Consider the following 18,754-nt stretch of genomic DNA (forward strand, 5'->3'; position numbering starts at 1 on the left):
TGACGAGGCGCGGCGGGTGACGCCTCACACGGTAGCCTCGCAGTGTGGACAGTGCAGACTTCCGCCACCGGATGCTCGAGATCCAGGCCGAACTCACCGAACTCGATCCGACGGCCGAGGGTGCAGCCGATCGGGCGCAGGAGCTCGCCGACGAGATCGACCAGTTGGCCGCCGAGCAGCGCGAACGTGCCAATGACCTCGCCGCGAGAGCGTTCGAAGCCAAGGTGGCGCGGACCGGGGTAGGGGCACCGGAGCGGCTCACCGATGCCGTCGAACGCCTCACCGATGCAGAGGGGAAGCCAGCGCCCTCGGGTGACGCTCGATGACCCTCTCCCCCGCGCAGGTGCGCGCCCGGCTCACGGCTGCGGACCTCCCCGAGACCCTCACCCTGCTCGGTTTCACTGACGCCGACGCCCAGGACATGCTCGCTCTCAGCTCCCGGCTCGCGGACGACCCGGCCGCGATCGAGCGGATCGTCGAGCTCTCCGCGCTGCTGCATGAGCGGATCGGCGACGTCACTCGCGAGATCGCCGGTGACGTCTGGCGCATCACCGACGGCAGCCCGGGTGAGCCCGAGCACGCCCTCGGCGCCCTGCTGGCCACCGTGCCCGAGGTGCGCACCTTTCACCGCGGCCGCGGGATCAGCGACGCGATCTCCTGGCGTTCCCTGGCCGATCTCGGCCAGCAGGTGGCAGTGCACCGGCTCACCTTCGGCGAGTTCGGCATCCATACCCATGGCTGGGTGCTGAACGCCTGGGCTGGCGGACTGTACTGGCTCGGGCGCCTGCAGTACACATTCGAGAAGGTCGACGGTGCTGGCGGTGCAGTGCGCGCCTCGGCCCACATCCCCCGCACGGGCTCCCTCGCCCCCGCCGCCGTGGATGCGTCCTTCGCGCGGGTGGCGCCGTTCTTCGCCCGGCACTTCCCGGACTATCCAGTCGTCGGGCTGCACTGTATGAGCTGGCTGCTGGACCCGCAGCTGGCGCAGGTGCTGCCGGAACACTCGAACATCGTGGCGTTCGGACGGCGTTGGGAGCTCACCGGCAAGACCGCGCTGGGGAATGCGGACGTGTTGTTCTTCGTGTTCGCGCGCCGCGGGCAGGTCGATCTCGAGGCCTTGCCGGCGGAGTCCAGTCTGCAGCGTGCGGCGGGCGATCATCTGCGCGGCGGGGGTGAGTGGCGTACCTGCGAGGGCGTGGCGCCCTTACCGGAGATTCCCGACGGCGGCCCTCAGCCAGGAGATGACCTCACCCATTCCGAGGCTGTCCCTTCCGAGGTTGCCCTGGCCGATCCCCCTCGCACTGACCTCGCCAGGCCAGGTGCGGAGGTGCCGGAAGCGCTGGTGCGTCAGTTCCACGAGGTCTACCAGGTGCCGGTCGGATCGCAGCCGTCGCTGACCTCGGACCGGGTGCCGATGCGGATGGCGCTGATCGCGGAGGAGTTCGCGGAACTGGTCAGTGCCGTGTACGGCACGGCTGCCGGTGAGGTGATGGAGGAGGCGTATACGCGGGCGGTGAGGGCCGATGACGGCGCACGGGACGTCGTCGAGGGGGCCGATGCGATCGGTGACCTCATCTACGTGCTGTACGGGATGGCGTTGGAGTGCGGGATCCCGCTGGCCGATGTGCTCGCCGAGATCCAGGGCTCGAACCTGTCCAAGCTCGGCGCAGACGGGCGGCCCATCCTGCGCGAGGACGGCAAGGTCCTCAAGGGGCCTGGCTACTACCGGCCGGACATTGCGGCGGTGCTGGCTCGGCGCGGGTGGATCGCTTCCGGCCGCTGACCGCTTCCTCAGCGCCCGACGATCCGGGAGAATGTGCCGCCGCCCCGCTGCCCCTCGGCGCCGGAATCCTCCGCGTGGCCCGGGCACTGTTGCGAGCGCGGCACAGTGCGCATCACCTCCTCGACATGGTCACCGCAACCGGCCCACGTGGTCTTTCCACAGCTCGTACATGTCACAGCTCGGCACATGAGTTCTCCTTTCGTTCGAGGGTCAAGACGTGGTGCGCAGTGAGCTTGGCCGGGACGAGTGCCCGCACGCTCGAGCGGCGCACCCAGTTCAGATCAGCAACTCGCGCACCGTCGAGCCCGCCAACCACGTCGATCCGGCCAGCACCAGCACGAACGTGCCCATCCAGACCAGGCGAGGGATCGGCGTCAGGGCAGCCAATACTGCCGGATCGCTGCCACGAGAGGTGTCACGGGCCACGGCACCGAGGTGCCGCCATGCTCCCAACAGCAACACTGCACCGAGCATCAGCAGGGCAAGGGATTGCCAGCGGGCGTCGGCGAACCACCACAAGGCGCCGATCCCGGCCAGGACCGCGAGCATCACCACGGCCGTGAGTACCGACCGGATCCGGATGAGCGAGCCGAGCAGAATCACCAGGGCGAGCGCGAGCACGGGTGCTGCCCACCCATGCACGCTCGCAATGATCACTCCCGCGCCCACCACCGCCGGAGCCGGGTAGCCGGCCCATGTGGTGAGGATGCGCCCAGGACCGTGGGCCCGGCCGTGCGTGACGGCGTGCCCCGAGGCGTCCATCCGCAGCACGAAGCCGGTGAACCGGCGCCCGGCGAGGATGCCGATCACGGCGTGCCCCAGTTCATGCACGAGCGTGACGGCGAGACGGACCAGTCGCCAGATCGGCCCGAATGAGACCACGATCAGGGTCGCGGCGAGCAGAATGGCGAGATCCCGCACGGAGAGCGCGGCCGGGTCCGACGGCGCCGCGCGCGTGACGATCTCGTTCCACAGGTCCACGAGGCGAGCGTAGGCGAAGGTCCTGAGAACTCCGCGCTCCGCCCGCTGCCACATGGCTCGTCGCTCTGGGCGGCTCGGGCATCTGCTCGGGCAGGGTGATGACCGGTTCTGCGCACGAAGGCGACCACAACAGTGCCGGGACGGGCCCAGGATGCAGGGACGAGTCCGAGGTCATCGGGTGGCGGCACATGGTTCGCCCGGCGTTCATCCAGCGTTCGCGCAATGGCGAAAGGATCGCCAGGTCCCCACTCGAAGGAGTACCCGTGCGCCGTTCCCGCGCTCTGACCACACTCGCGGCACTGGCGACCACCGGCGTGATCGCCGGACTCGCCACCGCCCCGGCCCACGCGGCCGATACCGACATCCGCATCAACGAGGTGCAGTCCAACAGCGCGGACAGCTCCCCCGACTTCGTCGAGCTGACCAACACCGGCACCGAGAGTGTCGACATCTCCGGGTGGATCATCCGCGACGACGATGACACCCACACCTTCGCCATCGCCGATGGCACCGTGCTCGAGCCGAGCGCGTACGCCGTGTTCGAGACCAACGAGGTAGCTGACGGCTTCGGACTGGGCTCGAATGACATGGCCCGCCTGTTCACCCCGGACGAGACGCTCGTCGACTCCTACGCCTGGACCGATCACGCCTTCACCGAAGGACGCGTGCCCGATGGCACCGGCGAGTTCACCGACACCGAGCCCACCCCCGGCGCCGCGAACGTGGAGCGGAACGAGCCGCAGTGGTACGACGCCGAGGAGACCATCGCCGTCAACGAGGTCATGTCCGATGACCCGGACGACGGCGAGGACTGGGTGGAGCTGATCAACGACGGCGACGCTGAGGTGGACCTCTCGGGTTGGATCCTGCGCGACGACAGCGACCTCAAGGCCCTCCCGATCGCTGCGGGAACCACGCTCGAGCCGGGCGAGTTCCTGGTGATCGAGACCAACATCACCGACGACGGCTTCGGCCTCGGCAAGAACGACATGATCCGCCTCTACGTCGCCGATGGCCTCGGGCTGGTCGACTCCTACGCATGGACCGAGCACGCGTTCACGGAGGGCCGCGTGCCGGACGCCACCGGAGCCTTCGTCGACACCCGCCCCACCCCGGGTTCGGCCAACGTTGCCCGCAACTCGGAGAGCCCGGTCGTCATCAACGAGATCGAGTCCAACGGCGGCATCGGCGACTGGGTCGAGCTGGCGAACACCGACACCGAGCAGTCGGTGGACCTGACCGGCTGGACCCTCATCGACAACGACCCCACGCACCCGCCCGTCGAACTCTCCGGTGAGATCGAGTCCGGCGGGTATGCGGCGTTCATGACCCAGCCGAACTTCGGTCTCGGCAACCCGGACAGCGTCACCCTGCGGGACGCCGAGGGCATCGTGGTGGACTCGCTGGCCTGGCAGAACCACGCCCCGATCACACTCGGGCGCTGCCCGGACATGACCGGCGCCTTCGCCGAGACGTCCGAGAGCACCCATGAACTCCCGAACGCGTGCGACGAGATCGTCGAACCGGAGATTGAGGCCGAGCCGTGGCCGTTCGCCAACGAGACCACTGACGCCGTGGCGGCGGGCACCTTCGGTGAGGACATGTCGGGCATCGACATCGCCACGGACGGCACTGTGTTCGCGGTCAACAACGGCACCTCCGAGCTGGTCACGATGGTTGCCGAGGGCGATCAGTACGTGGTGAGCGGCTCCCAGGTCGTCACCTATCCCGACGGCGGAGGCGAACCGGACACTGAGGGCGTCACCGTGACCGAGGACGACCAGATCTTCGCCTCCACCGAGCGTGACAACGCCGCCGGTGGCACCAGCCGCCCGTCGGTCCTGCGCGTGGACACCGAGACCGGGGCCGCCACCCACGAGTGGAACCTGGCCGACATCACCGGCCAGCTCAGCGCGAACGGCGGCTTGGAGGGGATCGAGTGGATCTCCGACGCCGACGCCACGGCACTCGGGGTCCGCGACGCTGACGGCGCGGTCTACGACCCGGCCGCGTACGGCGAGCACTTCGGCGGCATCTTCGCCGTGGCCGTGGAGTCGACCGGTGAGATCCACCTCGTGGCCCTGGAGTCCGATGGAACCGCCACCCACCTGCAGTCCGTCGCCCCGAGCGAGGCCATGCCGGCGGCGATGGGCCTGGACTGGCGCGCCGGCGCCAACGAGCTGTGGGTGCTGTGCGACGAGACGTGCGACAACCGCACCTCGGTGCTCAGCTTCGATGACGGCGAGCTCACCCGGGCGCTGACTTACCATGCCCCGACCGGGATGAACCCGGACTACACCAATGAGGGCATCGCATTCGACTGGTGCGCCGTGAACGACGAGGTGGCGCCGGGAGTGCTGTGGATTTCAGACACCGCTCACGAGGGCGTCTCCCTGCGAGCGGCAACCGGTGAGGAGTGCGTCGAGCCGACCGATCCGGAACCCACTGACCCTGAGCCGACCGACCCCTCGACCGAGCCTGTTCCCACCCCGGACGAGGATCTCACCGACGACACCCGCGGTGGCGTGCAGGCTCCGGTGACCGCCGAACGGGGCGAGACGATCGAGGTGACCGTCCCGGGCGCCGAGGGCGATGAGGTCCGCGTGTGGCTGCACTCGGATCCGGTACTCCTGGTGACCGGGACCGTGATGGCCGACGGGACGATCGCCGTCACCATCGGCGAGAACACCACGCTGGGTGAGCACCGGATCGTCGTGCAGGCCGCCGACGGAACGCTGATCGGCTGGGCCCCGCTGGAGATCGTGGCCGCAGACGGCACCGGTACGGACGGTGACGGCTCCCTGGCAGAGACCGGGGCCGCCGTCGGGCCGGATCTCGGGCTCGGTGCGCTCGGTGCGGTGCTCCTCGGTGGGCTGTTGCTCGGTGCGGCGCGCGCCGCGAGGATGCGCAGCTCGATCGGCTGACCACCGGCGCAAGGAGGGCCGCACCCGTACTCGGGTGCGGCCCTTCGCGCGTTCGCACCAACGGAGCCTCGGTCAGCTCCCGTTCTTCTCCCGGTGGCTGCACCCGGGCCAGCAGCACGGTCGGCGCATCCCCTCCTCAAGCTCTTCCCTGGTGCGCCGGATCCGCCGCACGCGGGTCTGCTCCTGCTTGGCATCGGTGACCCAGCAGATGAACTCGTTGCGGGCGAGCGGGGTGATGTCCTGCCAGGCCGCGAGCGCGGCGGCATGCGCAGTCAACTCCTGCGCGAGGGCGTCGGGAAGATCGTGCACAGTTCCGCCAGGAAGCTCGGGCATGGAGCGAGAATAGCCCGCCTGTGGATCAGTTCTGCCGGCGTCGGTTCCAGCGGGCAGGATGGGGGTGATGACGTCCACTGCCGAGTTTCTCGCCACCACCATCCGCTCCGTGGCCGGGCCCGACGCCGCCCCGCGCCCTGATCAGGAACGTGCGGTGGTCGAGCTGGTCGATCACGGCCGGCGGGTGCTGGTGGTGCAGGCCACCGGATGGGGCAAGTCCGCTGTGTATTGGGGGGCGACGGCGGCCCTGCGCTCCCGTGGGGCCGGCCCCACTCTCGTGGTCTCGCCTCTCCTGGCGCTGATGCGGGACCAGATCGCGGCCGCGGAGCGGGCGGGGCTGGCAGCCGCCACGATCAACTCCACGAACATCGAGGAGTGGGACGACGTGCTGGCAGCGCTTGCCGCAGGCCGGATCGATGTATTGCTCGTCTCCCCCGAGCGGCTCGCGAACCCCCGGTTCGCCGAGCGCCTCCCGGAGTTGCTCGCCTCCACCGGGATGCTGGTGATCGACGAAGCGCACTGCGTCTCTGACTGGGGCTTCGACTTCCGCCCGGACTACCAGCGGCTGACCCGCACTCTGCTCCATCTGGCGCCCGGCACACCGGTGCTGGCCACCACGGCGACGGCGAATGAGCGGGTGACGGCCGACGTCGCCGCCCAACTCGGTACTGACGACACTGAGGCGCTGACTCTTCGCGGCTCCCTTGCGCGTGCCTCCCTCCGGTTGGCCGTGGTGCCAGGGCTGAGCCCGTTGGAGCGGTACGCGTGGGTTGCGCAAGCATTGGCCGAGCTGCCGGGGTCCGGGATCGTGTACGCCCTCACCGTGGCCGAGGCGGAGCGGGTGGCAGGCTTCCTGCGCGAACAAGGGCTGGACGTGGCCGCCTATACCGGGCAGACCGAGAATCGCACCGAGCTTGAGGACAAGCTGCGCGACAACCAGGTGAAGGCGCTGGTGGCAACCTCGGCGCTGGGGATGGGCTACGACAAGCCTGATCTGGCGTTTTGCATCCACCTCGGTTCCCCCGCCTCTCCGGTGGCGTACTACCAACAGGTGGGGCGCGCGGGGCGCGCATTGGACAACGCGACGGCGGTACTGGTGCCCTCCGATGCGGATGAACGCATCTGGGAGTACTTCGCCACGGCGGGGATTCCCGATCCGGAACAGGTGGATCAGGTGCTCGACGTCCTCGGCCGCGCTGCGGCGGGAGACCCGGAAGCGGGCGCACCAGCCGAGGTTGTCTCGGAGACGGCGCTGTCCACGGCCACGGGGATCAGGCCCGGGCGGCTGTCCACATTGCTGAAGATCATTGCCGTTGATGGTGTGGTCGAGCGGGTTCGTGGTGGCTGGGTGGGCACGGGACGCCCGTGGCACTATGACGAACAGAAGTGGGCCGGGCTGCGCAAGGTCCGAGCGGCGGAAGCCGACCTCATGCGCCGGTACGCCCACGGCGAGGGCTGCCTGATGCAGTTCCTGCAGCAGGCACTGGACGATCCGGACCCGCAGCCGTGCGGGCGGTGTTCGGTATGCGACGGGCACCTGCCCGCCCCCGGCCACCATCCGGGCGAGGCGATGGTGGCCGTGGCGCGGACCTATTTCCGTGGCCTTGACGCCGTGGTGGAGCCGCGCAAGCTGTGGCCCTCCGGCGTGGACGGGGTGCGCGGGAAGATCGGCCCGGTCATCGCCCCGGGCCGGGCGGTCGCGTTCGCCGACGATCCCGCGTGGTCGGACGTACTGGCGCGCATGTGGCAGCGGGACGAACCCGCACCGGCGGAGATCCTCGAGGCCGCCGTCGCCACACTGAAACGGTGGTCACCGCACTGGCAGCGCCCGACGGCGGTGGTTGCGATGCCATCGAGACGCTTTCCTCAGTTGGTGGGTTCCGTGGCCGCGCACCTGTCGCAGGTGGGCCGCCTCCCGCTCGTTGAGGCACTGGAGGTGACCGGGCCTCGCCCTACGGAGGAGGCCACCTCAGGGATGCGAGTGCGCGAACTGCTCGCCCGCACGCGCGTGGTCGAGGGAGTCGAACTGTCCGGTCCGGTGCTGCTGGTGGATGACGCAATCCGGACCCGATGGACGGTCACCGTGGCCGCACACTTGCTGGGCAGCGCCGGGGCGTCGACCGTGCTCCCGTTCGCAGTGCATCAGTTGCCGTAAACACCAGCCGGCTAACCTGAACGATCGATCAAGAATCTCCCTTGAACGCCTGGACAAGACACTGCGCGGTGAGACATGCTGAGCGCGACGTCTCGCGGGCATCTGTCACCCGCGAATTCTCCGAAGGGGCCAGATGTATCGCGCCATAGCAACGCCGCCACGTGACCGTTCGATCCGGAGAGGCAGCAGGACCCGGCTGAGCGCACTGCTCGCCTTGCTTGCGCTCGTCGCCGCCTCGCTGAGCACCGTGGCTCCGTGGGCCACCACCACGGCGTCGGCAGCGCCCGGCGACCCGTTCGACCCGGCGGACCCGCTGGTTTTCGTCGGGCAGGGCCAGCCCACCGGGCTTTTCCGCGCGGTCACCAACGCCGACGGTGAGGTCGAGTTCGAGGCCGAGGGGACCGCCTCGCCCGTGACCTACAACGCGCTCGCCTACAACCCTGCGGACAACTACCTGTACGCGCTCGTGAACAGCGTCGACAACACCACCTACCCGGAAGGCTCGCTGATCCGGATCGGTGAAGCGGGCGTCATCAGCCGTGTCGGCACCGAGACATTCGGTCGCTCCATCATCGGCGCGATGGGGCCGGACGGGTACTACTACTCCGCGACCGATAATGGCAACGAGTTGAGCGTGATCGACACGTCCACCGGCGCGCTGGTCGAGGTCATCGACCTCGACCAGCCGGTCTATGCCGTCGCGACCCCGGGCGGGCCCGACATCGCCTTCCTCGACGGGTACTTCTGGTCCGCCGGCAATGGCGGGTTCAGCCGGACCGATCCGAGCACCGGCACGGTCACCTACTTCCCCGGTGAGGTCGACGCGGCTCTGCAGGTCGCCGGCGCGGCCTGGACCTTCGGAAACGGCAACCTCGGCTTCTCCTTCAACGTCAGCGGCACCGTGGTGCAGTTCGCGGTCGACAACCCGGATTCCGCGAACCCCACCTTCACCGAGATCAGCCGCGGTCCTGGCCCTTCGAGCAGCAACAACGACGGCGCCTCCTCGCCCGGTCAGCCGACCGACCTCAGCGTCGTGAAGGAGGGGCCCGCAGCACTCGTCGCCGGTAGCACCGTCGAGTACACGATCACGGTGACCAACAACGGGCCCGGCAACTCGTCCGGTTTCACGGTCAGCGACACCATCCCCGAGCCGCTGATCAACCCGGGTTCGACCGACCCGAACTGCGACGTGAGCGACCGTACCGTCACGTGCATCGGTGGGCGCACCCTCGCCGGCGAATCGGCCGAGTTCACCATCACCGCCGATGTCCCCGCCGACCTCGCAGTCGACGCGGTGGCCGAGAACACCGTCACGGTGCTCGCCAACGAAGAGGACCCCGATCCCGGGAACAACACCAGCACCTCCACGGGTGAGGCGGCAGCGATCGACGTAGTCAAGGAGGTCGCTGAGGTCACCGACGAGAACAACAACGGCCTGACCGACGCTGGTGACACGATCAGCTACCAATTCACCGTGACGAACACCGGCCTGGTGGACCTCACCGAGATCACCGTCGAGGACCCCCTGCTCGAAGCCGGGGCCCTGACGTGCCCGGCGACAGAGCTCGCGGCAGGTGCGAACACGATCTGCACCGCGGACTACACCATCACTGAAGACGACGAAGGTCTCGGCGAGGTCGAGAACACCGCCACCGCCTCGGGCACCACGCCGGACGAACAGTCCGTGTCGAGCGAGCCATCCACGACCACGACCCCGGTGCAGGTCTCAGAGCCCGGGCTGAGCCTGGTGAAGTCGGCCGACCCGGCCACTGACGAGTTCTTCACCCCCGGCCAGGAGATCACCTACACCTTCGTGGTGACCAACACCGGCAATGTCCCGATCGAGGACATCGCGATCGAGGAAACCGCGTTCACCGGCAGCGGTGAGCTCCCCGCCCCAGTGTGCGAGTCGATCACCCTCGCGCCGGGGGCTCAGACCTCCTGTGCGACGGTCTACACGCTCACCGAAGACGACATCGTCGCCGGCTCGGTCGCCAACGAGGCCTCCGCCACCGGCACCCCGCCGGGAGAGGAGCCGATCGGTTCCCCGCCCTCCGAGGTGGAGATCCCGACACCGGCCGAGCCCGGACTCAGCCTGACCAAGACGGCCACGCCAGACGAGGCGAGCGCGGCGGGTGACGCGATCGAGTACTCCTTCCTGGTGGAGAACACCGGAAACGTCACGATCGGCGACCTCACCATCGACGAGACGGAGTTCACCGGCAGCGGAGAGCTCTCGGCGCTCACCTGCCCGGCGACCTCGCTCGCGCCCGGTCAGATCATCACCTGCACGGCCGACTACGTGCTCACGCAGGCCGACGTGGACGCCGGAGGTGTCTCCAACACCGCCACCGCGACCGGCACTCCGACGGGTGGTGAGCCCATCTCCTCTGAACCCTCCACCGAGATCGTCGAGGTGGAGCAGATCGGCGAGCTCGAGATGACCAAGACCGCCACTCCGGACAGCGCCACTGCGGCCGGTGAGGAGATCACCTACTCCTTCCTCGTGGAGAACACCGGGAACATCACCCTCAGCGACCTCGAGGTGGTCGACGTCGCGTTCACCGGGACCGGCGATCCGATCGACATCGTCTGCCCGGACGGCGTCGTGGCCGAGCTCGCGCCCGGGGACAGTTTCGTCTGTGAGGCGACCTACGTCGTCACCCAGGCGGACATGGACGCGGGGAGCATCGACAACGCGGCGGGGGTTCTCGGCACACCGCCCGATGGCGGGACGATCTTCTCGAACCTCTCAGAGGAGACCGTCACGCTCGAGCAGGCTCCCGGGTTGACCGTGACCAAGAGCGCCGATCCGGATGACGTCGAGTCCTTCGTGGTGGACCAGGAGATCACCTACTCCTTCCTCGTGGAGAACACCGGCAACGTCACCCTCACCGACGTCGAGGTGATCGAGGGTGCGTTCACCGGTTCCGGCGAACTCGGGTTGGTCACCTGCCCCGACGGCGCAGGCGAATCGCTCGCGCCGGGTGAGACCTTCGTCTGCGAGGCGGCGTACACGCTCACCCAGGAGGACATCGACGCAGGATCGGTGGAGAACACCGCCACCGCTACCGGTTTCCCGCCAGGCGAGGAGGCTCCGATCGAATCGCCGCCCGGGACCACGACGATCCCCACCCCGGCGGACCCGTCACTGACGGTCACCAAGACTGCCTCCACGGACTCCATCGAGGCAGCGGGTGAGGAGATCACCTACTCCTTCCTCGTGGAGAACACCGGCAACGTCACGCTCACCGACGTCGCTGTGGTCGAAGGCGAGTTCACCGGCGCCGGGGAACTGGGCGCCGTCACCTGCCCCGACGGGGCAGCATCGCTCGCGCCAGGTGCGCAGATCACCTGCACGGCAACCTACGAGGTGGTGGCCGCGGACCTGGACGGTGACGAGATCAGCAACACTGCGTGGGCCGAGGGCACCGCTGCCGGTGGTGACACAGTCCAGTCGCCGGAGGATGGCGTCACAGTGGCAGTGGACGCCGACTCGGCCGAACTGCCCACCACTGGCGTGACCATCCTCTCGGTGCTGGGCATCGCCGGACTGCTCACGGCGGCTGGGGTCAGCCTCGGCGCAGTCCGCCGCCGCCTGGCCTGACGTTGAGAGCGGGGTGACAACGCCACACGGGCGTTGTCACCCCGCTCTCATCTCGGTAGTGGGTGTGCGATCTAGCGCGCCGCCGCCACCACACCCAGCCACTGGTGCGGTAGCAATTCGGGCGGCTCACGGTCACCGGTGACGTGTCCGCGGGCATGAGCGATCACCTCGGCCAGCAGAGCACGCATCCGGTCCTCCGGGTCCGGTACGCAGGCATCCGCGATCCCCCGCACGGCCATCTCGGTGATCGTGCTGGCCGAGGAGCGCGCAGGCCGTCCACGTCTGCCGCTGCCCATCGTGTCGACGAACTCCCGCGCCCACTGTTCCAGCGCCGGCATCTCACCGAGAGCGTGCCGGGCACGACTGCGCACCTGCGCGCTCGCGTCGGTGCGGTAGGTCCCGAACTCACCGAGAGTGCGTCCGACACCGACGGCTAAGCCTCGTTGCCGGCTCTGCGACGCGATCGGAAGAGCGTGCACCGCGGCGATGAGCGCGAGTTCGTCCTCGAACCCGGGTCCCAGGTTGCGCAATCCGATCACCGACGGGATCAACGAGGCCAGCAGCGGACGGGACTGGTCAGGGGTGAGGTCGTTCACCAGGCGGGCCACATGAGCGAGCGCAGGATCGGTACACGCGGGCGCATCGCTCCACGATTCGCCAGCCAGGTAGGACGCCAACTCCATGAAGCAGGCGCCACGGCGTGGGTTGCGGTGCCTTCCCCGCGCGAGCATCGGCATCGACGTCGGTGCAGTGGCAGACATTCTCGACACCTCCACTGATGGGATGAGTCAGCCCAGTATCCGTCAGATCGGCGGCCCTCGCCACTGCGAGATCGCAGGCGCTGGGCCCGCCGCATCGATCCTCAATGCATGGATCAGGCAGGCCGCCCACAGCCGGCGGCCGGATGCCTAGCGATCCGCGCGGTCGAGCAGAGACCGCTCGTATCGCCGCGTGTACACACCCTGCATCAGCCGCAACACCGGGTATCCCAGCCACAGCACCCAGTTCGCGGGGCGCGAGAAGGCGCGAATCCGCAGCCACACGTTCTCATCGCCATCGAGTTCGACGAGGAAGAGCTCTTCGCCGCGCTCAGGGTGGCCGCGCAACGTGCCGTAGGCGAAGCCGGCCCGGGTGGGCTCCGCGATCGTATAGACAACCTGGCACGGCGCGTCCCACGGCCAGCGTCCGATCCTCAGCCGCGCCACGTCACCGGTACGCAGTTGGCGCTCTCGTGGCGCATCCACACGAATCCCTGAACGTTGCTGCACCTGCCACGACAGCACCGCCCGCACCGCCTCGGCGTAGGTGTCCCGTCCCCGCCCAATCGGCACCCGCCGCTCGATCGGGCGGTATCCGCGCGGTGGATGTGTGAGGAGATCGTCCGCCCGCGTCGCACCACGATGGCAGTAGGTGAGGTGGTCATGGGACATGTCGCCATTGTCGTTGCTCAGCCTGCTCTCGTCGGACGACTAGCCGAACGAGTCCCACGCCTGGCCCCACTCGACCTTGCGTGCTGCTCGGTATGCTTCCTTGTTCCGCTTGGTCACCGTGACCGCACGCGCGGTGCCGTCCCCGGCGCACAGCTCGAGCCGGACATGCCCGGGACGCACCTGCGGATGCCGCAGCACCCGGGCCGTGGGGGTGTCCACGGGGAGCCGGGTGGCGGCGATGTAGGCGAACTTCTCATCCTCGAAATCGCGCTGACCGCCCTTGGCCTGGCGGTGCGCCGAGCTGCGCACCAGCCGCGTCGAGGCATGGCACCAGTCGTCGCCGGTGAGTGGGCAGGCGTGCTCGTGCGGGCACGGTGCGGCGATCTGCATGCCGGCGGCGAGAAGGTGATCTCGGGCCCGCAGCACGCGGGCGTACCCCGCCGGAGTGCCCGGTTCCAGCACGAGGACCGTCTCCGCGCTGCGTACCAGCCGATCGACGACGGCGTCCCGGCCTGCCTCATCGAGCTCACCCAGGACATAACCGGCCACCGCCAGGTCCGTCCGCGGGCCTTGGCCTGTGTGCCCACCGTCGCGCTCGATGCGGTCCAGCCGCGACACTGCGTGCTCAACCGAAACCTCCGCTGCGGCGAGCATCCGACGTGCCAGCGCAAGCGCCTCCGTCGAATAGTCGACCACCTGCACCCGCTCGATCCCGGGGAATGCATCGATCGTCGCCCAGCTCATCGCTCCGGTCCCGGCACCCAGATCGAGGAGGGTCCGCGGTTGCAGGTCCGGCACAGCATCGACCACCTGCTCCAGCGCGAACCGAGCCGCCGCGAACGTCGCCGGCATCCGCGTGAGCACATAGGCGGCCGCCCGCAGGTCGGAATCCATGATCGGGGCCCTCGCCGGGCGATCTGCCAGGTACCGGTCACTGAGGGCGCGTGCCGCGCTGGCCACCTCGGCGGGGCGGTACGCGGCCAGCACGGACTCGGCAGCAGCGGCCATCGGCCCGGGAATCGGGTGCACGTGGCCAAGTATGGCGTCCCGGCAAAGCAGGTTCGCGAGAGACGCAGGCGTGCGTGGCCGTGGATAGCATCGCCAGGGAGACCGCGTCCACGACGTGGCCCACCACGGTGGCGGCTATCAGGCCGTGTACGCCTATCCGCGTGAATCGTTGGACATGTGGGCCGAGCGGCTCGATCGCCGCGGGCGATGCGATCACCGTGACCTACCACCCTGATCACGAGGTGAGTGTGGCCACGTGCTTTCGGGCGCTGACCACTCACGCCGAGCTGCTGCCCCCCCCCTGTTGCACCCCGGCGTCACAGCGGCCATGCCGCCGAACGACGTGGCCCGCATCCGTCGGCGCGTGGCACGCTGAGCCGCGCGCAGCGTAGGACCCTGAGAGTCAAACCTCTGTCAACTCATCGCGCCGCACCACCTTGCCCACGCCCGGGCCTTTACCATTGGCATACACTCGGGTGAGTCATCCGACGGGAGAGAGTGAGCACGGTGGCCGATCTCCTCGCCTCGTATCTGTCCACTGGCCCCGGCCATGACGAGATGCTGCAGTCCACCGGTGCGGCACGCGCCGCGTGGGACCAGATGGCCGACCTTGCGCAGGTGCGCTCCTGGGACCAACTGGCGGACCGCCGCCAGGACGTCGCGACCCTCCTGGAAGATCACGGCGCGCGGTACGGGGCGGAGCCCCATGAAGTGCCCTGGCAGCTCGACCCCCTCCCGCTGATCCTCGACGAAGTCGAGTGGGCGCAGGTGGAGGCATCCATCCGGCAGCGTGCCGAGCTACTGGATGCCATCCTCACCGATCTCTACGGCGAGCGGCGCCTCCTCGCGACCGGGCTCCTGCCGCAGGAGATCGTGCTCGACCATCCCGGCTTTCTCCGCACCGTCGATGGGATCACGATCCCCGGCCCGCATCAGCTCTTCCTGTATGCGGCAGATCTCGCCCGGAACGCGGATGGCTCCTGGGTAGTACTCTCCGATCGCGCCCAGGCTCCCTCCGGGCTCGGATTCGCGATGGAAGACCGCCGGGTGGTCTCACAGGTGCTCGCCGGCTCCTACCGACAGGCGCGGATCCGCCGGATCGGGCCGTTCTATCACGCGATGAGTTCCGCGCTGCGAGACGTTGCCCCCGTAGGTGCCGGAGACGAACCACGGATTGCGTTGCTGACCCCCGGCCCGTTCTCCGAGACAGCATTCGACCAGGGTTACCTCGCCCAGATGCTCGGCCTGCCGTTGGTGGAAGGCGAGGATCTGGTGGTCACGGACGGCCGGCTCTGGATGCGTTCACTGGCGGGACTCGAACCCGTGGACATCCTCATCCGCCGTGTCGACGCCGAGTACTGTGACCCCTTGGATCTGCGCGGAGACTCCCGCCTTGGTGTGCCCGGCCTGGTCCACGCGGCACGCAGCGGCGCGCTCACCGTGGTCAACCCGTTCGGCGCCGGCGTGATCGAGAACCCGGCCCTGATGACCTACCTGCCCCGGCTTGCCCGTGAGCTGCTCGGCGAAGAGCTCCAACTGGGCTCCGCCGTCACCTACTGGTGTGGCGAGCGGAGCATGTGTTCGCACGTGATCGCCAATCTGGACCGGCTCATGATCCGCCGGACCATTCCCGGCGGACGGCAGGTGTTCGGTGGCGACCTCACCGTCGGCGCGCGTGCCGATCTCGCCGTCGAGATCGCCGCCGATCCCTACCAATGGGTCGGCCAGGAACCCGTGGACGCGTCCACCACGCCCACCATCGGTGCGGACACGCTCGAGGCCCGCCCGACGGCGTTACGCACCTTTGCGCTGGCTCGCGCGAGCGGATATCAGGTCATGTCCGGAGGCTTGGCGAGAGTCGACCGCAGTACCACCGACCTCGCTCAGAACCCACCGGCCCAACCCGCCGCCGCCAAGGACGTGTGGATCCTCTCCGCGGAGCCGCAGCCCGTTCAGGACCCGTGGCTGGGCGGTGACCAGTCGCCTCACCAGCCTGCCGTCCCCGCCATCTCTCCCGGGGCCGCCGAAGATCTGTTCTGGTTCGGCCGCTACATCGAACGGGCCGAGGCAACAGTTCGGCTCATCCGCGCAGTGGCCGATCGATGGGACGACTATCACCTCGTCCCCGGCAGCGTCGGCGGGCAGACGCTTTCCATCCTCACGGCGGCACTGAACCACGTGACGACCGACGGCACTCTCTCCGAAGCCTTGTTGGAGGAGCAGCGCGAAGGCAGCGTGGCGTTCGCCGTGGCACGAGCGGTGCGCGCTGCCACCGGCGTGCGGGACCAGCTCTCTGGCGACACCTGGATCGCGCTGTCCAGCGTGGAGCGTGCGTTGGCCCGAGAGCGGGTACGCCGGCTGCGCTTGGCCGACTCCGATGCCGACCTCGGCGGTGCCCTCGCGCGGAGCCTCGAGGGTCTCCTCGCCCTCGCCGGGATCGGCGCCGAGGCCATGGTGCGCGATGTGGGATGGGCGCTGATGGATATCGGACGACGCTTGGAGCGCGCCCAGCATCTGGTCCACGTGCTGCGAGCCACCGTCACCGATGAACGAGATCGTGCAGTCGACTCGATGGTGCTGGAGTCCGTGCTGATCGCCCACGAATCAGTCATCACCTACCGTCGGCGCACCCAGGCGCATGCCCGTTTGGACACGTTCCTGGATCTCCTCTTGCTCGACCGGAACAATCCCCGATCGCTGGCCTATCAACTCACCACGCTGCGCGCTGATCTGGATTCACTGCCGACGGCGGCGCACAACGCACAGGTGCGTGACCAGCTGCTTGCCGATCTCACCGATCTGCTCATCGAGCACAGTGCCACCGCGCTCAGCGGTTCCGACGAGACCGGGCGTCGGCTCCGCTTGGCCGAACTTCTGGAGTCATTGGACTGGCGACTGCGCGACCTGGCCGTCGAGATCGCTCGGGTGCATTTCGCCCACCCGGTGCCCATCCAATGGGAGGACGCTGCGGGCACCTGGGTGCCGCGACGGGAGGAGGTCGCGCCATGAGCACGAGGACCACCCACGCCGACTCCACCCGCCACTATCGCCTCACTCACGAGACCACCTACATCTACCCCACGACCGTGACCTCCTCCTACGGGCGCGCCACGTTGCTCCCCCGCCCAGGGGGCGGGCAGCAGGTGCACGCCAGCGGCCTGGTGATCAATCCGGAACCGAGCACGCTCGCCGAGCACCGCGACTTCGCGGGAAATCGCTCAGGCTTCTTCCACGTCAGTACCGAGCATGAGGTGCTGCGCGTGGTCGGGCACGCGGTGATCACCACCGGCCGGCGCCGCACAGACGCCACACGGCTGCCCACCCTCCCCTGGGAGGAGGTGGCCCAGAGGGTTCGCTCGATCCGTGTGGGTTCCCACGGGGCGGCGAACGACAACCCCAGCAGCGTCGTCGGTATCGCCGACGCGCGCCTACCTTCTCCGATGGTGGACGTGGATGAGGCGGTGCGTGACTACGCCGTGGAGTCCTTCGCTCCGGGGAGGCCGCTCAGCGAGGTCATCATGGACCTCACGCACCGGATCTACACCGACTTCACGTACGCACCCGGGTCCACCTCGGTCACGTCCCGGCTGCCCGAGGTACTGGCCGGGCGCAAAGGGGTGTGCCAGGACTTCGCGCATCTGCTCATCGGGTGCATGCGTTCGATGGGCCTGGCGGCGCGCTACGTCTCCGGATACATCGAGACCCAGCCCCCGCCGGGCAAGCCGAAGCTCCGGGGTGTGGACGCCTCGCACGCCTGGGCGTCCGTCTGGCTTCCCGGCGGCGGGTGGGTACAGGTGGACCCCACGAACGATCAGGTGGTGGACAACCGTTACGTGACGATCGGATGGGGACGCGACTACCGGGATGTGGCACCACTGCGTGGCATCGTGTTCACCGAAGGATCCGGTTCCCAACTCAACGTGGGTGTGGACCTGTGGCCGCTCGACGGCGGCGAGGTGGCCGGCGCCGTGGACGAGGTGGAACAGTTGACCGCCGCCTGGCGAGCGCGTGGCGAGGCGGCTGGATCAAGGCACGCGAGAGAGAGAAGGAGCTGACCATGGCAATCGCCACGAACAACCGCGTCGAACGCGCCGAACTCGAGGAGTTCCTGCGCCCCCGGCACCGTGCCATCGTGCTCACCACGAGGGCCGACGGCGGGCCGCAGCTCTCCCCGGTCACGTGCGGATTGGACGCCGAGGGCCGGCTGGTGGTCTCCACGTATCCCGAGCGTGCCAAGGCCGTGAACGTCCGTGCCCGCGGCCAGGTGGCCGCGTGCGTGCTCTCGGATGAGTGGAATGGGCCGTGGGTGCAGATCGAGGGCACCGGGGAGATCATCGACCCGCCCGACTCGGTGGAGCCGCTCGTGGACTACTACCGCGCCGTGGCCGGGGAGCACCCGGATTGGGACGAGTACCGGGAGGCGATGGTGCGCCAGGCCAAGTCTCTGCTGCGGCTCACCATCACCCGGTGGGGCCCGATTGCCACCGGCGGCTTCCCCGCCCGCCTCGCCTGACAACACACGCGGGCGCCCGT

The 18,754-nt window shown here is 68.8% G+C and carries 15 protein-coding genes; 9 read left to right on the forward strand and 6 right to left on the reverse strand.

Annotated elements, in window-relative coordinates; translation table 11 throughout:
* The first annotated feature begins 44 nt into the window (after positions 1-44).
* Together LQF10_RS17575 and LQF10_RS17580 are read left to right on the forward strand one after the other, a co-directional pair.
* Positions 45-326 (forward strand): hypothetical protein, encoded by a 282-nt coding sequence (locus LQF10_RS17575; RefSeq protein WP_231065104.1) that lies wholly within the window; start codon positions 45-47, stop codon positions 324-326.
* On the forward strand, positions 323-1,783 hold the full coding sequence (locus LQF10_RS17580; protein WP_231065105.1) for an acyltransferase domain-containing protein: 1,461 nt from the start codon (positions 323-325) through the stop codon (positions 1,781-1,783). Before LQF10_RS17575 ends, LQF10_RS17580 begins: the two co-directional genes overlap by 4 nt.
* 8 nt (positions 1,784-1,791) lie before the next feature.
* Here LQF10_RS17580 and LQF10_RS19545 read toward each other — a convergent pair whose 3' ends face one another.
* Both LQF10_RS19545 and LQF10_RS17590 read right to left on the reverse strand, forming a co-directional pair.
* Complete coding sequence (locus tag LQF10_RS19545; RefSeq protein WP_231065106.1) at positions 1,792-1,971, reverse strand: DUF8730 family Cys-rich protein; 180 nt, start codon at positions 1,969-1,971, stop codon at positions 1,792-1,794.
* 88 nt (positions 1,972-2,059) lie between these two features.
* A complete protein-coding gene (locus tag LQF10_RS17590) occupies positions 2,060-2,764 on the reverse strand; it encodes a M50 family metallopeptidase (RefSeq protein WP_231065107.1) in 705 nt (234 codons plus the stop codon).
* Between the two features lie 263 nt (positions 2,765-3,027).
* Between LQF10_RS17590 and LQF10_RS17595 the strand changes: the two genes are divergently transcribed.
* Positions 3,028-5,688, forward strand: a complete 2,661-nt coding sequence (locus tag LQF10_RS17595; protein WP_231065108.1) for a lamin tail domain-containing protein — start codon at positions 3,028-3,030, stop codon at positions 5,686-5,688.
* 72 nt (positions 5,689-5,760) lie between these two features.
* On the opposite strand, the gene LQF10_RS17600 is transcribed toward LQF10_RS17595, so the two are convergent.
* Entirely contained in the window at positions 5,761-6,021 is a 261-nt protein-coding gene (locus LQF10_RS17600) for a YdeI/OmpD-associated family protein (protein ID WP_231065109.1), read from the reverse strand.
* Between the two features lie 67 nt (positions 6,022-6,088).
* Between LQF10_RS17600 and LQF10_RS17605 the strand changes: the two genes are divergently transcribed.
* Positions 6,089-8,176 carry a RecQ family ATP-dependent DNA helicase gene (locus LQF10_RS17605; RefSeq protein WP_231065110.1) on the forward strand — a complete coding sequence of 696 codons (2,088 nt, stop codon included), beginning with the start codon at positions 6,089-6,091 and terminating at the stop codon, positions 8,174-8,176.
* 214 nt (positions 8,177-8,390) lie between these two features.
* Entirely contained in the window at positions 8,391-11,783 is a 3,393-nt protein-coding gene (locus tag LQF10_RS17610) for a DUF7507 domain-containing protein (protein WP_231065111.1), read from the forward strand.
* A gap of 71 nt (positions 11,784-11,854) precedes the next feature.
* Here LQF10_RS17610 and LQF10_RS17615 read toward each other — a convergent pair whose 3' ends face one another.
* From LQF10_RS17615 to LQF10_RS17625, 3 genes are all read right to left on the reverse strand, one after another.
* Positions 11,855-12,544 carry a hypothetical protein gene (locus LQF10_RS17615; protein ID WP_231065112.1) on the reverse strand — a complete coding sequence of 230 codons (690 nt, stop codon included), beginning with the start codon at positions 12,542-12,544 and terminating at the stop codon, positions 11,855-11,857.
* Between the two features lie 147 nt (positions 12,545-12,691).
* A complete protein-coding gene (locus tag LQF10_RS17620; protein ID WP_231065113.1) occupies positions 12,692-13,213 on the reverse strand; it encodes a DUF1990 domain-containing protein in 522 nt (173 codons plus the stop codon).
* A 39-nt stretch (positions 13,214-13,252) separates the two neighbouring features.
* Positions 13,253-14,242 (reverse strand): small ribosomal subunit Rsm22 family protein, encoded by a 990-nt coding sequence (locus LQF10_RS17625; RefSeq protein WP_231065114.1) that lies wholly within the window; start codon positions 14,240-14,242, stop codon positions 13,253-13,255.
* A gap of 94 nt (positions 14,243-14,336) precedes the next feature.
* Here LQF10_RS17625 and LQF10_RS19500 point away from each other — a divergent pair, with 94 nt between their 5' ends.
* The 4 genes from LQF10_RS19500 to LQF10_RS17640 all read left to right on the forward strand — a co-directional run bounded on the left by LQF10_RS19500 (position 14,337) and on the right by LQF10_RS17640 (position 18,734).
* Positions 14,337-14,456, forward strand: a complete 120-nt coding sequence (locus LQF10_RS19500; protein ID WP_354002601.1) for an MOSC domain-containing protein — start codon at positions 14,337-14,339, stop codon at positions 14,454-14,456.
* A 263-nt stretch (positions 14,457-14,719) separates the two neighbouring features.
* Positions 14,720-17,230, forward strand: a complete 2,511-nt coding sequence (locus tag LQF10_RS17630) for a circularly permuted type 2 ATP-grasp protein (protein WP_231065115.1) — start codon at positions 14,720-14,722, stop codon at positions 17,228-17,230.
* Positions 17,227-18,276 carry a transglutaminase family protein gene (locus tag LQF10_RS17635; RefSeq protein WP_231065116.1) on the forward strand — a complete coding sequence of 350 codons (1,050 nt, stop codon included), beginning with the start codon at positions 17,227-17,229 and terminating at the stop codon, positions 18,274-18,276. The genes LQF10_RS17630 and LQF10_RS17635 overlap by 4 nt, the downstream gene beginning before the upstream one ends.
* Positions 18,273-18,734 (forward strand): PPOX class F420-dependent oxidoreductase, encoded by a 462-nt coding sequence (locus tag LQF10_RS17640; protein ID WP_231067376.1) that lies wholly within the window; start codon positions 18,273-18,275, stop codon positions 18,732-18,734. The genes LQF10_RS17635 and LQF10_RS17640 overlap by 4 nt, the downstream gene beginning before the upstream one ends.
* Positions 18,735-18,754 lie beyond the last annotated feature (20 nt).

The sequence above is a fragment of the Ruania halotolerans genome, from assembly GCF_021049285.1.
GTDB classification, from domain to species: Bacteria; Actinomycetota; Actinomycetes; order Actinomycetales; family Beutenbergiaceae; genus Ruania; species Ruania halotolerans.